Raw genomic sequence first — 16,428 nt, forward strand, 5'->3', positions numbered from 1 at the left:
GACCTAAATCGACATGATATATGATTAAAAAAACTACTGATTCGTGGACGATAAGTCCAAGTTCTTCACCGCATCGGAAATTTCATATCCCAGACGTAGGCCCTCCTCGCAATCCATACTCATATGCACACCAAGCGGCAATCGAGAAAAGGCATTTTCATAGGCCATCTGCTCAAATGTGCTAAATGTCCTCGGAGTACTCACGAATTCGGTTCTACCCTCATGGGTTCTATCTGTAAAATTCGTCTCATTACCGAAAGTGTCTATAAACAGACCTCCTGCGGCCGAAGCAAAAGTTGAGTGTCCTGACGGGTAGCTAGGGAAACTTGGGTTCGGCCAGAAAACCAAGCGAAAGAGGTTAGTCTGATAATCTGGATCGATAAACTCATGGATGAATACATTTGGCCTCATCACCATGAACTCATACTTGTACTTCCAAGCAGCTACTGCTGCATCGTTTAAAGCAAAGCCCAATTTGAGAAATAGGACTAATGATTCTTCAAGGCTCAAATTGTACTGTTCAATCAACTGGTTGGCAATCGATACTTGACGCACCGGAGGACTCATCATAAGGCCTTCAACATCATCACTCCAGAATTCTGCTATCCATAACTGCTCACCATTCTCTTCCCTTGCAGCGTTGTTTGCATTATAGACCTCAACCATCTGCTGGTAGTACTCACTCTCTGGATCTTCACTGTAGGCTATTGGATCAACAGCAGTTGTTTCTTTTGGCTTCACCACGAAGGTTCTTACTGATTCCCAATATGGAAATAATGCTCGTTCAGGGTCCGCAGAATATGTCCAGAAGCCCTCTCCAGTTGGTGGCTCATATGAGGTAGGTTGAGGCTCTAAGATTTGCTCCTCTGCATCATCATCGGTTTGGCTATATGTGATTACTCGTTCAGCAATATACTGACCCCAAGCTTTGGAATCCTCTACAAGCTCTTCGCTTAGCCCGGTAGATAGTGTGCTCTCAAAATCCGTTTCTAAGGCATTGATAGCACTTGTTCTATCATCAGTAACGTTTATAAGAAAGTGATCTATTACTTGAGCAAAGCAGGTGTTCAAAGCAATTCTATAACTGATTTCATCTGCCTTTTCACTTTGTCTAATACTCAAGCCTCTTAATCTATCTTCATTTGAAGTACTATTTGTCATGCCAGGCACAACGGTTTCATAGGCTGCTAAATAGATATATGCTGTTGCTCTTGCCGATGCATTTGGTCTACCCGCAGAATATCGCTCGAGTTCTAAGAAGAGATCGGTCCATGCCTGTGCAAGTCCATTCCCCTCTAAAGATAAATCCTCGTTTGTCTCTCCTACAGTAGTCTCAATGTCTAGACCATCTTGATTATCACAACTCTGAACAGCTATGGTCAATACCATTGCCAAGTAGATTAGTTTGTTTTTTACCTTCTTCATTCGTTTTGTCCGTTTTTGGGTTAAAATTTAGTGGTGCATCTTAGGTTGAAGAAGCTTTTCCGAGTGGTGAACTCAGGAATGCAACGGACATGGTTGAAGGTTACCCAACCCCTACTAAATTTTATTCTTTATTTACATTTCACAAAGACCTTGTCTCAAATGGTCGTTAGTTATGACTATTGTCTTAACAAATAGCTGAGGCTTGACAACGAAAGTTGCTCTTGGTATTCCTCCATTGATTTACTATCCCCTCTTGCCTTTGCTAAGAGATACCTTAGGTATATTAAATTAGGCTCATTAGGCTTAATCATTTCACATATGCCAATCGATTCTAGTGCTGACTCATATTCTTGTCGCTTTAGTGCCTTCATAAAGCTCAGAATGCCGTAGGTATAAGCATCAGCATTGTTGGCAAATACTTCATTGGGAGTCAATGAAATTTCGAGATTCTCGCTTCTACCCCTTTTCACAAAGCTGTCATCTACATACATGTTAATCGCAACTCCTCTGCTTTCCAGCAATGGTAGTTTCCATCTCTGAGATGAGTTTTGGATAGCCTCAACAATTTTTTCATCTGCTTCTTGATTGACATGGTGCCAAAGTTCCACATCCGTGATACTACCATCTGGTTGGATTGAAAAGGTCGCAAACAAGTAATTTGGACCAAGATTGTATGAAGCCTTGGCTGCATTGTGAACATAAAGATGAAAATCGGGGTACTTCTGAGTTATAAACTGAGGATATAACTTTTTAGAAGCGAAGTAAACCCTGTTTTCCTTATTTGAATACCAATCTGTTTCATTGATAGGTAGCCCTTTCAAAAAGGTCTTTTCCCTAAGGTAATAGTGCTTGGAAGAACTCCCTTCCTCTGACAAAACTAGGCTAGAATCGCTATAGGCATCTATATTAAATGCTCGATCGAAGCCGTAGGTCAGTTTACCCCGTTTGAACTTGTAGTCTGTTGATATACCGTTTGCTCGGTAAGTTCCATAAATCTTCAGCTTACCGTCTTTGTCAAACTGCAACTTCAAGTAGTCCTCTTCCTTGCCGCTTTGAACGGCAGTTTTTAATGACAAACCCTCCCCGGAGTTAACTCGCACCCAAGAACCCAAAATATCTTTTTGCTTTTGTGCATGGACACTAGAGAATTGAAACGCAATGGCCAATGAGAAAATAAGCTTCAATAGTACCTGACTGAACTCTTTTAACATATCCTTCTTCATTTCTTACGAGACACTTCCACAAATGAACCATATGGTACACCACCGGATTCCTTATTAAAATCAAAAATCTTTTTAAAATGACCGCTAGCCTTGTCAATCGTAAAAATCACACCAAGGTTGTTCATGCCTCCGAATCTTGTCATCCCCCACATGACCCCTTCATATTCCATCAGGTTTCCTTCGGGAAATCTTCCATTCGCTTTATCGAAATGGTGAACTACAAGGTGTTCTTCATCTTCAATAGTAAAAACCGTTCCAGCATTATTCTCACCTCTCAGAGCCATCATCCCCCAGAGTTTTTCGCTATCAGCATTTAACTCTCCAAGTGCGGGATATTCTAGATCATGAACTGAGACCAGGCTATTGTCTTCAGGATTCAGATAGTACACTGTGCCCTCATTGTTTTTTCCTCCTCTGGCCGTCATTCCCCATAGTTTTCCTTCGAAAAGGGTCAAACCACTTTCAGGCTCTCCTCCATTTTCCTTCTGAAAGTCATAGACTTTCTGGTATCCAGTTCCATCAAGATTTAGGCTAAAGATCACCCCCACTCCCTGACCTCCTCCTCTTGAGGTAGTCCCCCAGAATTTGTCCTCATGTACTAAAAGACTATTTCGCGGGTTACTCCCATTGGCTTGATTAAAATCATAGACCTTTTGAAATCTGTTGGTTTCTAGGTCAAGAGAGAATATAACCCCTTGGTCATGTTGCCCACCTCGGTTAGTCATCCCCCATAGTTTGCCGTCATTTTCAGTGAGTTCTCCCAAAGGCATACTCCCATTTACTCCATCAAAAACATGAATGACTTTAAAGTTAGAACCTGTGAGATCCAAGTTAAAAATGGCTCCATGTCCTCTTGTTTCCTGAGCAGTCGGACTACCGGTTCGCCCCATTGTCATACCCCATAATTTCCCATTGCTTAGCGTAAGACTGGCAAAGGGATAGCCATGCTCACCTGTGAAATCATGGACCTTGGTGAAGCCAGTTCCATTATTCTCTATGTGGAAAATAGAACCATAACCATGAGCCCCATTGTTGGATGTCACACTCCACAGTTGCACATTTTGACTCAACCCGACCTGGCAAATGCTCAATAACAGACAGCACAGGAATCTTTTGGAGGTACATCTATTCATTTCGCAAAAGGTCAGCAGGGTTCTGAACAGCAGCTTTTCTTATTTGCCAAATAATCGAACTCACTCCGATGAAAAGTACAATGACAAAGCCTGATAAGAATTCAACTAGGCCTATGTCTACCTTGTAGTTATATGATGCCAGTAGTTCTTTATCTACCACATAATATGCCGAAGGGATTGCTATCGCACCTGACACCAGAATCATCCAAATAAAGCTCTTGGATAGCACAAACATGAGTTGTTTTATGCCTGCTCCAAGTACCTTTCTAACACTTATCTCCTTCATTCTACTCTCAGTGGTGAAAACCGCCATGCCAAGAAGCCCAAGAACGGAAATAGAGATTGCCAGAAAGGCCAAAAACGATATTAATGTGAAAGCAGTCTTCTGAGCTGCATAAGTGTCAGCAATCTCATCACTATAAAATTCAGCCTCAAAATTATGTTCAGGGTCATGAAGCTTAAAACCTGCCTCTAGTTCACGCATCAAACCGACTAAATCGTTACCTCTGAATTTAACCCCTAGTAGTCCGCTTGTTTCGCTATGCACACGCTGTACAAAGCCGAAACCTTTGTTCATCATAATCTCCCCCTGCCCCAAAGTATTAATAGATGTATTCACAAAATTCTTAGCTACTCCTACCACCTGCAATTTCGCTCTCCAGAAGCCTCTCATATGTACAAACTTGCCAATCGCTTCCTCTGGACTACCTAGATTCAACGCTTCTAGTGCATGTTCATTTAAAATAATCTGTTCTCTGTCCTGTCCATTAACTAATGGATTTAGGAACCCTTGCCCTGCCAACAACTCAACATTATGCATCTCTATGTATCTATGGTCTATCCCATTCCAAAAGATTATTGACTGACTAGATTTATCCTCTGGCTGTATCATGGCCAATTCAGCACTCCCAGTACCCATGGTCATCATGGAAGTAGACATTTCCACTACATCTGAAAGCTTAGCATATTCGTTCTCTAGAAGCTCCTGATAGTCTCCTTTGATCTTAACATTCACGATGTTTTCAGTATCCAACCCGATGTCATAATTCAAGGCAAACTGATATTGCTTATTCACCATAATGGCACACATTATCAGCCCTATTGAAAGGGCAAACTGAAGTACAGATAGCACTTTCCTGAAATTGAGGCCGGCAAAGACTTTAACCTTGCTAGCATCACTAAAAATTACAGTGGATTTAAGCTTTGAAAGAAAGTAGGCTGGCATAAACCCCGCTACCAAACCTATACCAAAAGTGAATGCTATGAAATAAAGGACTTGTCTCAGACCTATGTCTAAAGAGAACATACTGTGCCCACTTGAAGCTGGGTTAGGCATGTTTAGGAACCCTGGTCTTATGAGCAGAAATATACCTATACCAACAACTAAGGCTAAAAGTGAAAGCATAACAGCCTCCACAATAAACTGGGTAAAAACCTGACCTCTTCTTGCTCCTGAAACCTTCCTGATCCCTATTTCTTTCGACCTTCTAAGCCAACGAGCTAAAGAAAGATTGGTATAGTTGAAACATGCTGAAAGCAGTACCACTAAAGCAAGAACTAGCATTACGTTCAACTGACTTTGAGAAAAACGAGGACCCAGGTCGTTCTCATATTTGTCGCTAGTGACAAAAGTATCCATTGGTTGAAGCAGGTGGGTTACAGCATGATCTTGTGCTGCATTGTAGCTCTCGACAATCTCAGCCATTGAAGACTCTACATCTTTTGGGCTAGTACTGTCTTTAAGCTTTAGGTATGCATAGTTACCTTGGAAGTCTTGAGGGTCGGTACGATAATTAGCATCCCAACCTGTCCCAGAAGTAGCTGGTTGATCATATGTATCCATTGAGACAATTGATTCAAACTGTAAGTGAGAATTTTTCGGTGGGTCTTCCATTACACCTGCCACAACAGCATTAATTTGCCGTGTCTGCCAGCCACCCGTACTTTGAAAATCGAGTGTCCTACCGATCACCTCTTCGGTGCCAAACAGTTTCATTGCAATGGATGAGGTAAGCACAATCTTATTCGGACCATCCAATATTGTCTCGGGGTTTCCCTGCTTTAGTTTGAACGAAAAAACCTCAAAGAAATCTGGCGTTGAATAAAGACCTGACAGGTGTATTAGGCCTGCATCTACTCCAATATCCGCTGATACACCCTCGCGAATGATTACACTGCTTTCAATCCCAGGAACTCGTCTACTAACCTCATCGCCAACAAAATATGAAGCTGAACCCATGTCCAACTCTTGACCATACATAAACTTGTTAGAGGTGACTCTATAGATATTCTCCTTATCCTCATGAAAGTCATCGAACGAATTGAGTTCGGAGAGAAGAAGAATCATCAGGATCCCAACTGACATGCTAATAGCCAGTCCAACGATATTGATGGACGAGAATAATCCGTTGCTTTTTATGCTTCTCAGCGATGTTTTAAAGTAGTTTTTGAACATTCCGTATTGATTAAGTTTTTGACTTCCTTCAAATTTTTTCAGTGACCAAGGTTTTAGAAAGTTGACAACATGGAACCAGTAGAGCACTTTCCGCTGCCACTTCGGCTTAGATGAGAGTTCCTCCTTATACTCACCTAGATCGCCTAGAATCTCTTCCAGGTACTCTTCGCGACAGAGTTGTTCGAGTAACCATTCCGAGAAATTTCTCTTCTCTCTATTCACTTCTAAGACTGTCTATAGGGTTAGTTCTCGCTGCTTGTCGCACTTGCCAACCAATTGTTAACAAACCAATAATTAGCACTGCCAAGAAGCCTGAAAGTAATTCGAACAGGTTGACTGGGGCCCGCTCCCAGAAGGTATTCAGGACTTCGTTTTCAACTATCCATAGGGTAGTCGGAATGGCTAAAATCGCGGCTATGATCATTAGTGGAAAGAAGCCTTTAGACAGAAGAATAGCTAAGTTCTTAGCACTTGCTCCTAGTACTTTACGAATACCAATCTCTTTCATTCGTGTTTCTGTGGTAAACACTGCCATCCCCAATAAACCCATCGTTGAGATCGATATTGCAATAGCAGCTAAAAACGAAATGACACTATAGTTGCTTCTCTCATACTTATAGCTTTCGGAAATTTTGTCTTCATAATAGGCCGCTGTAAAAGGGTTTACAGCGTCTTGGCGAGCATGGATTTCTTCGAGTTTTGTTAATGTGGATACTATATCCTCACTTCTGACCTTCAGGTTTAGAACTTTATAATCACTCTCCCTATTGGTTTGAATAAAGGCCATGGATTCGATAAACTTCTTAGTTAGCCCTATACTCACGGCCTCCTTGAAGACCCCCTGGATACTCACATTCATTCCATTGTAGATAAGTCGTTTACCCAGAGCTTCCTCCGGATTTCCTAATTCCAGTTCTCTGAGCATTGCTTCATTTACAATAATTGAGCTTGGCGAACTCCCTAGACTTAGTGGAGCCTCAAAGTGTGTACCCGCAACTATCTCTATCTGATGCATGCCGATGTAATTCTGATCAATGTAATTGATCAGGGACAGTGCTCGGTTACTCATGCCCTCGGTGAAAATCATTCCTGCATTAAGACCATCGCCCCCCACTCCAAGGACCCATGACGACTTAGAAACCTGACTAACCTCTGGTAATGTGCCAAATTCATTGGCAAGAACGTTAGCATATTCGCCATGAATATCTACTGTAAGGATATCGTCAGTTTCATAGCCCAAATCATAGTCGAGTGTATATTGGTATTGATCGTTGATTAGGACGGCACACATGATCAGCCCAATGGACAGTGTGAACTGAAAGACGACAAGGATTTTTCTAAGTTGTGCTCCTAAAAAGCCCTTTGGCATCCCTTCACTCTTAAATGCATTGCCAGCTTTTAATTTTGAATGAAAAGCGGCTGGCAGGACTCCCGCAACAACCCCAATTACTATCGCAAAAAGAACGAAATAGAAAATATGCCAATAGTCAATCGACAATTCGAACATTTCGAATCCTCTGGCAGAAGGGTCTGGTAAGGCTAAGAACTGCGGCCTTATAAAGACAAAAAGGAAAACGCCCACAATTAGTGCTAGTAGTGACAAGACCACAGCTTCAACAATAAACTGACTGAAGACTTGAGAACGACTAGCGCCAACTACTTTGCGAACACCTACCTCTTTTGTCCTCCTCAGAGCCCTTGCAAGGGACAAGTTGGTATAATTAAAACATGCAGAGAGCAATACAATGGCCGTAAGACCTATCATCACCAGCACCTTACTTCTCGAAAACGTAGGGCCTGTACTATGATAGGTATCGCTGGTAACAAAGTCCTTCATGGACTGAAGGTTGTGCACCAGCGGATTATCCAACCTCTCTGAATTAAAGCCCTCTAAAAAGGCTGCCATTGACTCTTCAATAATAAGTGGGTCGGCATCACCAGAAAGCAAGAGATAAACGAGAAGGTTGCTGACATAACCGGGGTTTGTCTTATGAGACAACCCTTGCTGTTGAATACTCAATTCGAGGGTTTTTAAGGATATCAATGCCTCAAAACGAAGGTGAGAGTTAACTGGAGGGTCTTCAACCACTCCTGATACTATGCCTTTTTCTAAGTCCGATTGAGCAAGCTGCCCATTCTGAAGATAGCTACTCATTTCAGCAGTAATTAACTGACCAATTGGATCAGCATCACCAAATAATTTCTTGGCAGCCGTAGCTGTTAGCACTACCTGACCTGGTTGGGACAGTGCAGTTTCTTGATTACCCTTGATCATTTGAAATGAGAAGATATCGAAGAATGACTCTCCAGCGTAATGACAGTTGATGGGCACTGCCTTCTCTTCTGTACCCAAATCTAATTTCACAGGACTATTGCTCATTACTAATACATCCTCCACTCCTGAAAATTGAGAAGAAAGAAGATCAGCCATAAAATATGAACCTGTAGCCTGCCTTACAGTAACACCCTGATTTCCTTGAATTTGAGTTGACGTTACTCTATAAATGTTTTCTCGGTTGGAATGAAAATCATCAAATGACGAGACTTCCTCGATCAAGAGAATCATTAGCACACCAACAGACATGCTGATAGCCAAACCCGCCACATTGATCGTAGAGAACAATGCATTGTTCCTGAGGCTTCTCAGCGAAGTTTTAAAGTAGTTTTTAAACATTCCGTATTGATTAAGTTTTTGACTACCTTCAATTGTTTTTAGTGACCAGGGCTTTAGAAAGTTGAGAACATGGAACCAGTAGAGTACTTTCCGTTGCCACTTCGGCCTAGCGGAGAGTTCCTCCCTATACTCACCTAGATCACCTAGAATCTCTTCCAGGTACTCTTCGCGACACAGTAAACTGAGAAGCTTTTCTGAAAAGGTTGACCGTTTATTTCTATCCAAACCCTTACTATGAATTATTGCTTATTGAAAACTCAGGGATTTGCATCCATAAACTGAGCTTGAGCTCACGGCTTCTTTCCAAAGCCCTTTTTCCAGAGGCAGTCACTGTAAAAATTCGTTTTCTCCTACCTCCACGTACTTCTGTGGCATCACTCATGTTGGATTCAACAAAGCCCTTCTTTTCGAGTCTATTCACCGTTCCGTGTACCGCTCCAATGGTAACCATACGACCAGCCTGCGATTTTAATGCTTTACGAATGGCAAAGCCATAAGCATCATTTTTGAGCATCACTACTAACAGAAGAATCAACTCTTCTAGCTCGCCAAGGTGTTCTTTTTCCATCTATATGTTCTATTTAATAGAATGAACATACGAAGGAAATTTCAATTAGTTATATTTTATATAACAAATAAACCCTAGTTGACAAGGAGATTGGTCTAATTACGACTTGAATTAGACCAGAAATTGGAGGAATCAGGTGCCGGTGCTTGCAGGATATGGCTATGAAAAAACCAGTGGCACCTCCCCTATAACCGCTACCTCCTTAGACGATGGACTGAGATAAGGTCATTAGTCGAATGAACCTGTATTCCTCTCATGCATTTGTTTAGTCTGTTCATGAAGCTTTTAGACTAATCCATGTACAATTGAGTCCTTAACATCTTGATTTATGAGAATTTGGTATTGGTTTTGAAACCAGTGTAACAAAGTGAATCTAAAATATTTGGTATGAAAAAGTATTTGTTCGTTCTCGTCATTTTTGGAAGTACTAGCCTCTTGGCCTTTGCTCAAGAAAAGACACCTCTCAGCATTATCAATTTTACAAATGCTGAAACTTCTATTCAGTCAGGTGATGTCAATTCAATTCAGCAAACCGTGATAGAGGCCTTTGTAAAAACGAAACGGTTTGTTGTTATAGGAAATACAGGGGAAACCACCAGTGAATTAGCGGAGGGCACGCTCAAACTTGAAGGACACATCATATCCATCCAGAAAAATGAGCGCAAAGAGAAAAATGAAGAAGACAAGGAAGTAACTACCTATACCGCGAAGCTCTCTGTGCAATTAAAGATAACAAATGCTCAAACGGGTGAAATCGTGAGCTCTGAAACCATTAACAGTTCTGCAGATGGAGACAATCTGCTTGGTGATCTTTTTGGAGATGATTCGGCAAAAACACCAGAACAAGCAATTGATCAGGCCATTGTATCGATAGGAGGAGCGGTTGGAGAATTTGTAAACACCTACTTTCCTGCCACCTTTTACATAGTTGAAATTTCAAATACTGACAAAAAAGGCAAGGCAAGCGAACTCTTAATTGCTGGTGGTACTTCCTTTGGTTTAAAAAAAGGAGATAAACTTAAGGTAGTACAAGTGAGAGAGGTTAAGGTGGGCAATAAAACACTAGAAAGGAAAAAGGAAATTGGAGAAATCAGGGTAAAGCAGGTTGAGGATGAAAATTTCTCTATTTGTGTTATAAGATCGGGTGGGGATGTAATCAAATCAAGCATTGATCAAGGTCAAACCTTGTTGGCAATTACAAAACAGTAATCAAGAGAAAATCTTCCAGGGAAATACTGCAGGAGTTCTTTTCTTGTAAGTCTCGAACTCAGGGTTGTCTTTATATCTTCTTTCGAGCATAGGTACACCCGATACTTTGAGCAATAAGAAGGTTATTAAAATAGGGCTAACCAAGCCAATCCAGCCATAAGTCACCTCCAAAACGATCAGCCCAATACTGAACCACATCACGATCTCACCAAAGTAATTGGGGTGACGTGAGTGCTTCCAAAGCCCTGACTGCATCACCTGATCTTTATGCGTTTTCCGCTTTTTGAATTGTCCTAATTGATAGTCTCCAACAGCTTGCCAATAAAAGCCTGACAGCCATAGGGCCAGCCCGGCACCAGCGAGAAAACTCAATTCACTACCAGCGGATTGTGAGGCAATAACAATGGGTGTGCTGATCACCAATAAGAGCAGCACTTGCAGCAGATAAACCTGTAAATAAGATCTCCAATAGAAAGTGCTTCCCCACTCCTCTCGCCATTGCTTGTACCGAAAATCTTCCTTCTTCCTTCGGTTGCGCAAGCCAATATGTAAGCTCAGCCGAATACCCCACAATGAGGTAAGGAGATAAACAAGGTTGGCCACCTCACTATTTATTTGAGTAAAATATAAATAAGCACAAAGTCCCACATATCCCATGCCCCAAGCGACATCAGCTATGTCATTTCTTTTTAAGACAATCGAGATGACAAACCAGCAACTAGCATATGCCCAGGCAAGTAATAAAAGGTTTATCACCAGCTGTATCATGCCATCAACCAATTCATAATGTAAAAACCCACGGTACTAACTGATGCTGTCAGGATGCAACCCCAAATGATGTCGATAATAACAATTCTGATCGGCCAGCCTCTCAATGTAGCGAGGTTAGTCAAGTCATAAGCGGCATAAGTAAAAAAGCCGAAGAGTGCTCCTTTCAATACTGCTTGTTCTAAAGACGAAGCGTCCACAGCTGGAACTATCGCGAAATAGAAAATCCCTACAATAAAGATCAGATAGAAAATAATTGCAGCCACCCAATTGACCTTAGGCGCTAAAAGCCTTCTCAAGTATTTATTGTAAAGCTTCTTAGCAATGACGCCTAACCAAAGAATATCAATGGCAAAAAACACAAGCGTTGTGAGCAAATAGGCTTTCAATAAGAGCGAAAAGGACATAATGACTTTTTAGAATAACACTCTAAAAAGCCTATTGTTTAAATCCTACAAAGCCCCAATCACCGATTACTCATAGCGCAAAGCCTTTACAGGGTTTGCATTTGCAGCTCGCAACGCATGATACGAAATGGCCATAATGGTAAATAGCAAACAAATCAAGAAGGTGAAACCTACTGGTAGCATTGTAAATTTTGCATGAATACTAAAGTTTGACAGCCAATTACTCGATAAGTAATAACCTATTGGTCCTGCGATGGCAAAAGCTATCACCAAGAGTGTCAAAAATTGTTTTGACAGTAAAGTCATAATAGTCTCGACCCTAGCTCCGCTGATCTTTCGAATAGCTATTTCCTTTTTACGAACTTCTGTCGTAAATGAGATCAGGCCAACAACCCCTAGAATTGTGATCATCACAGTGATCAAATTGAGCACCGTAAGCAGCTGCTGGAAAGTTTCCTCCTTGGCATAAAGCCTGTTCAATCGATCCTCTAAAACTTGAAATTCAAATATATTGTCTGGAAAGTGCCTTTCCCATAATTTACCAAGCTCCGGAGCAAAGGTCGCAGGGTTTTGTAGATCAACATTTACCAAAACTCTCATCCCAGGTGTAGTGCGAGCATCCAAGAAGATAATCAGCGGGCTGACCATATCATAAGACTCACCTGGCTTGAAATCACTGACCACACCAATCACATCCCACTCACCCGTGACTTCACCCTGACGATCTCTAGAAAGGTATTTGGCTTTTAAGGGGTTGTCGCTCCATCCATATTGATCCATGGCAGATTGGTTAATGAGGACACCCTTTTCAGAAGGTCTGTTCTCGTTAAAGTCTCTCCCCACTACAAACTGCGCTCCTAGTGCCTCAACAAAACCATAACCAACACTGATGGCTGCAAGGTTGGCATTTACCTGTTCGCCCTTTGGGCTTTTCATCAGGTGACTACCAACGCCATAGCCAGATGCCAAATCAAAATTAGCCTTGGTAACTCCTTTTACTTGAGGCAATTCATTAAGCTCGCTCAAAAAAGCAGCTGCGGACTGTAGAGCCGCCTGATCCTCAGGCAATGTTAATTCTAGAAGGTTCGATTTGTCGAAGCCCACATCCCTCTCTTTAACAAAATTGATTTGCTGACCGATTACAAAAATCCAGATCATAAGGCTGCCAGCAATGGCATATTGGATTACTATCAACCCTTTTCGTAGCCAACCTCTTTTTCCGACACCGACACCGCCAGGCTTCAATGCCATCAAAGGCTGGAAGCGCGTAATGTATAAACTCGGGTAAAGTCCCGCCAGAAGCCCCATGGTTAGGCTAAGTAGTAGAACTATTATCAGGTTGGTCCCAGAGAAAAGATCTAAGACGCTTTTCTCTAGACCTGTGATTTCTGAAAAATAAGGCAGCAGTACTATTGAAATGAGCATAGCGACCATACCCGCTATGAGTGCAAGAAATATAGACTCTGAAAGGAATTTAAAGATCAAATTACCTCTTGAAGAGCCCAGTGTTTTCCGTATACCAACTTCACTCGCACGTTCTACGGCCGTAGCAGTGGAGAGATTAACATAGTTAATGCAGGCCATCACCAATAGAAAGATCATAATAGTGCTTAAAATCTCCAGGTTCTCTCTGCTACCATGTGGGTAGGGCTCTCCCAAGAATTCATCAGCCAGATAAATCTCTGTTAATGGCTGTAAATGCAACTTTACAGTCGCTGTTGGACTAATTCGCTGTCTCAATACCTCAGCCAGGTATTTATCACTGAAATCTGGCAATTTGCTACGTAGTGTCTCAACCTCATTCTGCTCATTCAACAATACATAGGTATAGGATTTACGAAGCCAATTAATCAATTCTCGCTGATCGAAATAGGTGCTATAAGAGATCAATGCCCTCATGGGCAAATGAGTTTTCTTACCCAGATCCTTTATTACAGCCTTGACTTTCATGTCCATTGGAGGCCTCACACCTGAATAAATCAGGGTTTCTCCTACTACATCTGTCCTACCAAAAAGCTGCATCGCCAGTGATTCCGTCAACACTACAGTATTAGGAGCTGTCAAGGCAGTTTCCTTATCACCAAAAAGAACTTCTGCACTGAAAACCTTGAAAAAGTCAGGATCTGTGACAAAGAAGTCAGTGGATTCTATGACTATATCACCCTTAGCAAAGGTGTTAGTTGCACCAATTCTTCTTAACCTCGTCTTCTCAATTACCTCTGGGAAGTCGGACTTCATAGTCGGACCAACTGGTTGCCCTATGTCGGCTTGTGGCACATGTATACCATCATGTTTGACGTCAAAAATCACACGATAAATACGGCCAGCATTTTCATAATGCTGATCATAACCGCTTTCAGTCTCTACATACATCCAAATGAGTAAAGAGAAGGAGATACTCATTGCCAAACCTAAAATATTCATGATGACATAGGACTTGCGCTTCTTCATATGCCGTATGGCAACCTTAAAATGCGCTGGTAGTTTGGTGATAAAACTCGTTGACCTTTCCCATGGCGGTTTGACATTTGGGTTCACCGCTTTGGCCTTATAAAACTCGTTGGCCAATTCCCTTGTGGAAGACAGAGTTTTCTCCGTAGCTTTTTCAAAGGCCGACTTTGCATCTTGCCCTTCTTCCATTAGTGCATCGATGCGGTCCCAAAGGTTAGCTTCTAGTTCTTCAATGTCACCCGGTTCAAAACCTTGTTCTGTTCTCAGTTGGTTTGCCCACTGCCTGATATGCTGTTGTAAATCGAAGTTTTTCATATCACCCTAAGTCAAGCGTTAGATTAGCACCCCATAGGCGATTAAAAGCCGTATTTACATTATTCCATTGGGCCTTTGAAGTATCACGCTCCTCCTTGCCTTTAGCTGTTATTGTATAATATTTACGTTTGCGGCCGTTGTCCAAAACTATCCACTCAGAAGCAATCAACCCGTCCTTCTCCATTCGATGGAGTACCGGGTACAGCATCGCATCTGTCCATTCGAGTTCTCCATTAGAGAGTTGTTCGACATTTTTAATAATTTGATAGCCATAACTCTTTCCATGTGACAATATGGAGAGCACAAGAGGTTTGGTAGAAGCAGCAACAAGGGTTTTATAAGCCATAATTTATACGTAATGTTGTTAGGTAAATATACATAACGACATTAGGTATAAAAGGTTCTGGACTTAACTCACCTCAGCACCGGTAGGAGAAATTAACAGCTTGATTTAATTTCTTATCAGCCTTTAAAACTCCCGATAATCACCCTCTAAAAACTGATTAGCTTCTTCCTCATCAAACTTAGAAGTAGCATTGTTCCAGTGTAGGGTTTTGTTAGGAAACCTACCAGCAATAACTCCCAAAAGGATTGTCTCTGTAAGTCGAGCTGCATAAGAGAAGGGTGCTGTACACTCATCCTTACCCAAACAGGCATCTACAAATTGGTGGTAGTGCTTATTACTTTCCTTACCATAGTCTTGTGTTGGACTGCCCACATCGGAAAACTTATTAAGATCCAAATCCACATACTTGCCTTTGACAATATGCCTTGGCAATTGCATAAAGTGAGGTAACAGAAGTCTTCCCTTTTCTCCTACAAACATGGCCCCTTGATCAGGCAACTCTTCATTGTTAGGTAGCCTTAGGTCTTTGTGCTTTTTTGGGGCACCTGGACCGTCATACCACACCCACTTGAATTTATTGGTGGTATAATCCGTAGCAGGGAATCGGTAGGTGACAATGTTGTTTTCAGGGAAGCCAAAACCAGTCGGTTTACGGCACTTGTTCTTGACGGTAAAAGGTACATCAAGATCTAAAGCATTATAAGGCGTGTCGAAAATATGAACTCCCATGTCCCCTAGTGTTCCACAGCCGTAGTCCAAAAGCTTTCGCCAATTTCCAGGGTGATAAACGTTCTCTTTAAAAGGTCTTTCTGCAGCTGTGCCAAGCCATAAGTTCCAGTCTAGTTGACTAGGAACCTGATCGCTACCAGAAGGCTCTGGCCCATCGAAGCCCCAGTTTTTAGGCGACCAGGCATGTACGGTTTTCACCTTGCCGATAATCCCCGATCGGATCAGTTCGGTACCAAGCTTATAATCATAAAAGGAATGCACCTGAATACCCATTTGGGTTACTAGATTCTTGTCTTTGGCCATCTTGTTCATGGCACGGGCTTCTGATACATGATGTGTCAGCGGCTTCTGGCAATAGACAGCTTTGTTCATCTCCATAGCCATCATAGATGCTGGCGCATGGGTATGATCTGGTGTGGATACCACCACCGCATCGATGCCATCACTCATTTCTTTCAGTAAAACGCGATAATCGGCATAAGTTTTTGCCTTGGGAAACATCTTCTGAGCAGCTGCCAACCGATTGGCATCTACATCACAAAGGGCTGTGACTTCTACAGCTGAGTGCGAGGCCATGGCCTTCAGATCTTCCATTCCCATACCTCCCACTCCAATGTGGGCGGTCCTCAGTTTATCGGCATCGGAAAAGGCCCAAGTAGACGAGGGCAAAATGCTTGCAGATGTCATTAGGGCTGCTTTTTTTAAAAACTCTCTCTTATCCATTT

The 16,428-nt window shown here is 42.0% G+C and carries 12 protein-coding genes; 1 reads left to right on the plus strand and 11 read right to left on the minus strand.

Going from position 1 to position 16,428, the window contains the following annotated elements:
- Window positions 1-33: 33 nt before the first annotated feature.
- The 6 genes from J4E76_RS07190 to J4E76_RS07215 all read right to left on the minus strand — a co-directional run bounded on the left by J4E76_RS07190 (window position 34) and on the right by J4E76_RS07215 (window position 9,478).
- Window positions 34-1,425, minus strand: coding sequence for a vanadium-dependent haloperoxidase (locus J4E76_RS07190; RefSeq protein WP_208502525.1), 1,392 nt, complete (start codon window positions 1,423-1,425; stop codon window positions 34-36).
- A 176-nt stretch (window positions 1,426-1,601) separates the two neighbouring features.
- On the minus strand, window positions 1,602-2,648 hold the full coding sequence (locus tag J4E76_RS07195) for a hypothetical protein (protein ID WP_208502526.1): 1,047 nt from the start codon (window positions 2,646-2,648) through the stop codon (window positions 1,602-1,604).
- Entirely contained in the window at window positions 2,645-3,781 is a 1,137-nt protein-coding gene (locus J4E76_RS07200; RefSeq protein WP_208502528.1) for a choice-of-anchor tandem repeat GloVer-containing protein, read from the minus strand. The genes J4E76_RS07195 and J4E76_RS07200 overlap by 4 nt, the downstream gene beginning before the upstream one ends.
- On the minus strand, window positions 3,774-6,458 hold the full coding sequence (locus J4E76_RS07205; protein WP_208502530.1) for an ABC transporter permease: 2,685 nt from the start codon (window positions 6,456-6,458) through the stop codon (window positions 3,774-3,776). The genes J4E76_RS07200 and J4E76_RS07205 overlap by 8 nt, the downstream gene beginning before the upstream one ends.
- Window positions 6,451-9,135: an FtsX-like permease family protein gene (locus J4E76_RS07210; RefSeq protein ID WP_208502531.1), complete on the minus strand. Its 2,685-nt coding sequence runs from the start codon at window positions 9,133-9,135 to the stop codon at window positions 6,451-6,453. Before J4E76_RS07210 ends, J4E76_RS07205 begins: the two co-directional genes overlap by 8 nt.
- 7 nt (window positions 9,136-9,142) lie before the next feature.
- Window positions 9,143-9,478, minus strand: a complete 336-nt coding sequence (locus J4E76_RS07215) for a PadR family transcriptional regulator (protein WP_208502533.1) — start codon at window positions 9,476-9,478, stop codon at window positions 9,143-9,145.
- Window positions 9,479-9,865: 387 nt separating this feature from the next.
- Between J4E76_RS07215 and J4E76_RS07220 the strand changes: the two genes are divergently transcribed.
- Window positions 9,866-10,687 carry a hypothetical protein gene (locus J4E76_RS07220; RefSeq protein ID WP_208502534.1) on the plus strand — a complete coding sequence of 274 codons (822 nt, stop codon included), beginning with the start codon at window positions 9,866-9,868 and terminating at the stop codon, window positions 10,685-10,687.
- On the opposite strand, the gene J4E76_RS07225 is transcribed toward J4E76_RS07220, so the two are convergent.
- From J4E76_RS07225 to J4E76_RS07245, 5 genes are all read right to left on the minus strand, one after another.
- On the minus strand, window positions 10,688-11,455 hold the full coding sequence (locus tag J4E76_RS07225; protein ID WP_208502537.1) for a DUF1295 domain-containing protein: 768 nt from the start codon (window positions 11,453-11,455) through the stop codon (window positions 10,688-10,690).
- Window positions 11,452-11,862, minus strand: a complete 411-nt coding sequence (locus tag J4E76_RS07230) for a DUF2177 family protein (protein ID WP_208502538.1) — start codon at window positions 11,860-11,862, stop codon at window positions 11,452-11,454. Before J4E76_RS07230 ends, J4E76_RS07225 begins: the two co-directional genes overlap by 4 nt.
- A 66-nt stretch (window positions 11,863-11,928) precedes the next feature.
- Entirely contained in the window at window positions 11,929-14,628 is a 2,700-nt protein-coding gene (locus tag J4E76_RS07235) for an ABC transporter permease (protein WP_208502540.1), read from the minus strand.
- Window position 14,629: 1 nt separating this feature from the next.
- The gene (locus J4E76_RS07240) at window positions 14,630-14,974 is read right to left on the minus strand and encodes a PadR family transcriptional regulator (protein WP_208502542.1); all 345 of its coding nucleotides are present in this window, start codon (window positions 14,972-14,974) and stop codon (window positions 14,630-14,632) included.
- A 123-nt stretch (window positions 14,975-15,097) separates the two neighbouring features.
- Window positions 15,098-16,426: a Gfo/Idh/MocA family protein gene (locus tag J4E76_RS07245; protein WP_208502543.1), complete on the minus strand. Its 1,329-nt coding sequence runs from the start codon at window positions 16,424-16,426 to the stop codon at window positions 15,098-15,100.
- Window positions 16,427-16,428: the final 2 nt, after the last annotated feature.

Origin of the sequence: Roseivirga sp. E12 (assembly GCF_017592825.1) — a bacterium.
In the GTDB taxonomy this organism is placed as follows: domain Bacteria; phylum Bacteroidota; class Bacteroidia; order Cytophagales; family Cyclobacteriaceae; genus Roseivirga.

Bases quoted from the DNA above. Each gene is read 5' to 3' on its own strand.
- J4E76_RS07190 (WP_208502525.1), bottom strand. From the start codon at position 1,425: ATGAAGAAGGTAAAAAACAAACTAATCTACTTGGCAATGGTATTGACC.
- J4E76_RS07195 (WP_208502526.1), bottom strand. From the start codon at position 2,648: ATGAAGAAGGATATGTTAAAAGAGTTCAGTCAGGTACTATTGAAGCTT.
- J4E76_RS07200 (WP_208502528.1), bottom strand. From the start codon at position 3,781: ATGAATAGATGTACCTCCAAAAGATTCCTGTGCTGTCTGTTATTGAGC.
- J4E76_RS07215 (WP_208502533.1), bottom strand. From the start codon at position 9,478: ATGGAAAAAGAACACCTTGGCGAGCTAGAAGAGTTGATTCTTCTGTTA.
- J4E76_RS07220 (WP_208502534.1), top strand. From the start codon at position 9,866: ATGAAAAAGTATTTGTTCGTTCTCGTCATTTTTGGAAGTACTAGCCTC.
- J4E76_RS07225 (WP_208502537.1), bottom strand. From the start codon at position 11,455: ATGATACAGCTGGTGATAAACCTTTTATTACTTGCCTGGGCATATGCT.
- J4E76_RS07230 (WP_208502538.1), bottom strand. From the start codon at position 11,862: ATGTCCTTTTCGCTCTTATTGAAAGCCTATTTGCTCACAACGCTTGTG.
- J4E76_RS07235 (WP_208502540.1), bottom strand. From the start codon at position 14,628: ATGAAAAACTTCGATTTACAACAGCATATCAGGCAGTGGGCAAACCAA.
- J4E76_RS07240 (WP_208502542.1), bottom strand. From the start codon at position 14,974: ATGGCTTATAAAACCCTTGTTGCTGCTTCTACCAAACCTCTTGTGCTC.
- J4E76_RS07245 (WP_208502543.1), bottom strand. From the start codon at position 16,426: ATGGATAAGAGAGAGTTTTTAAAAAAAGCAGCCCTAATGACATCTGCA.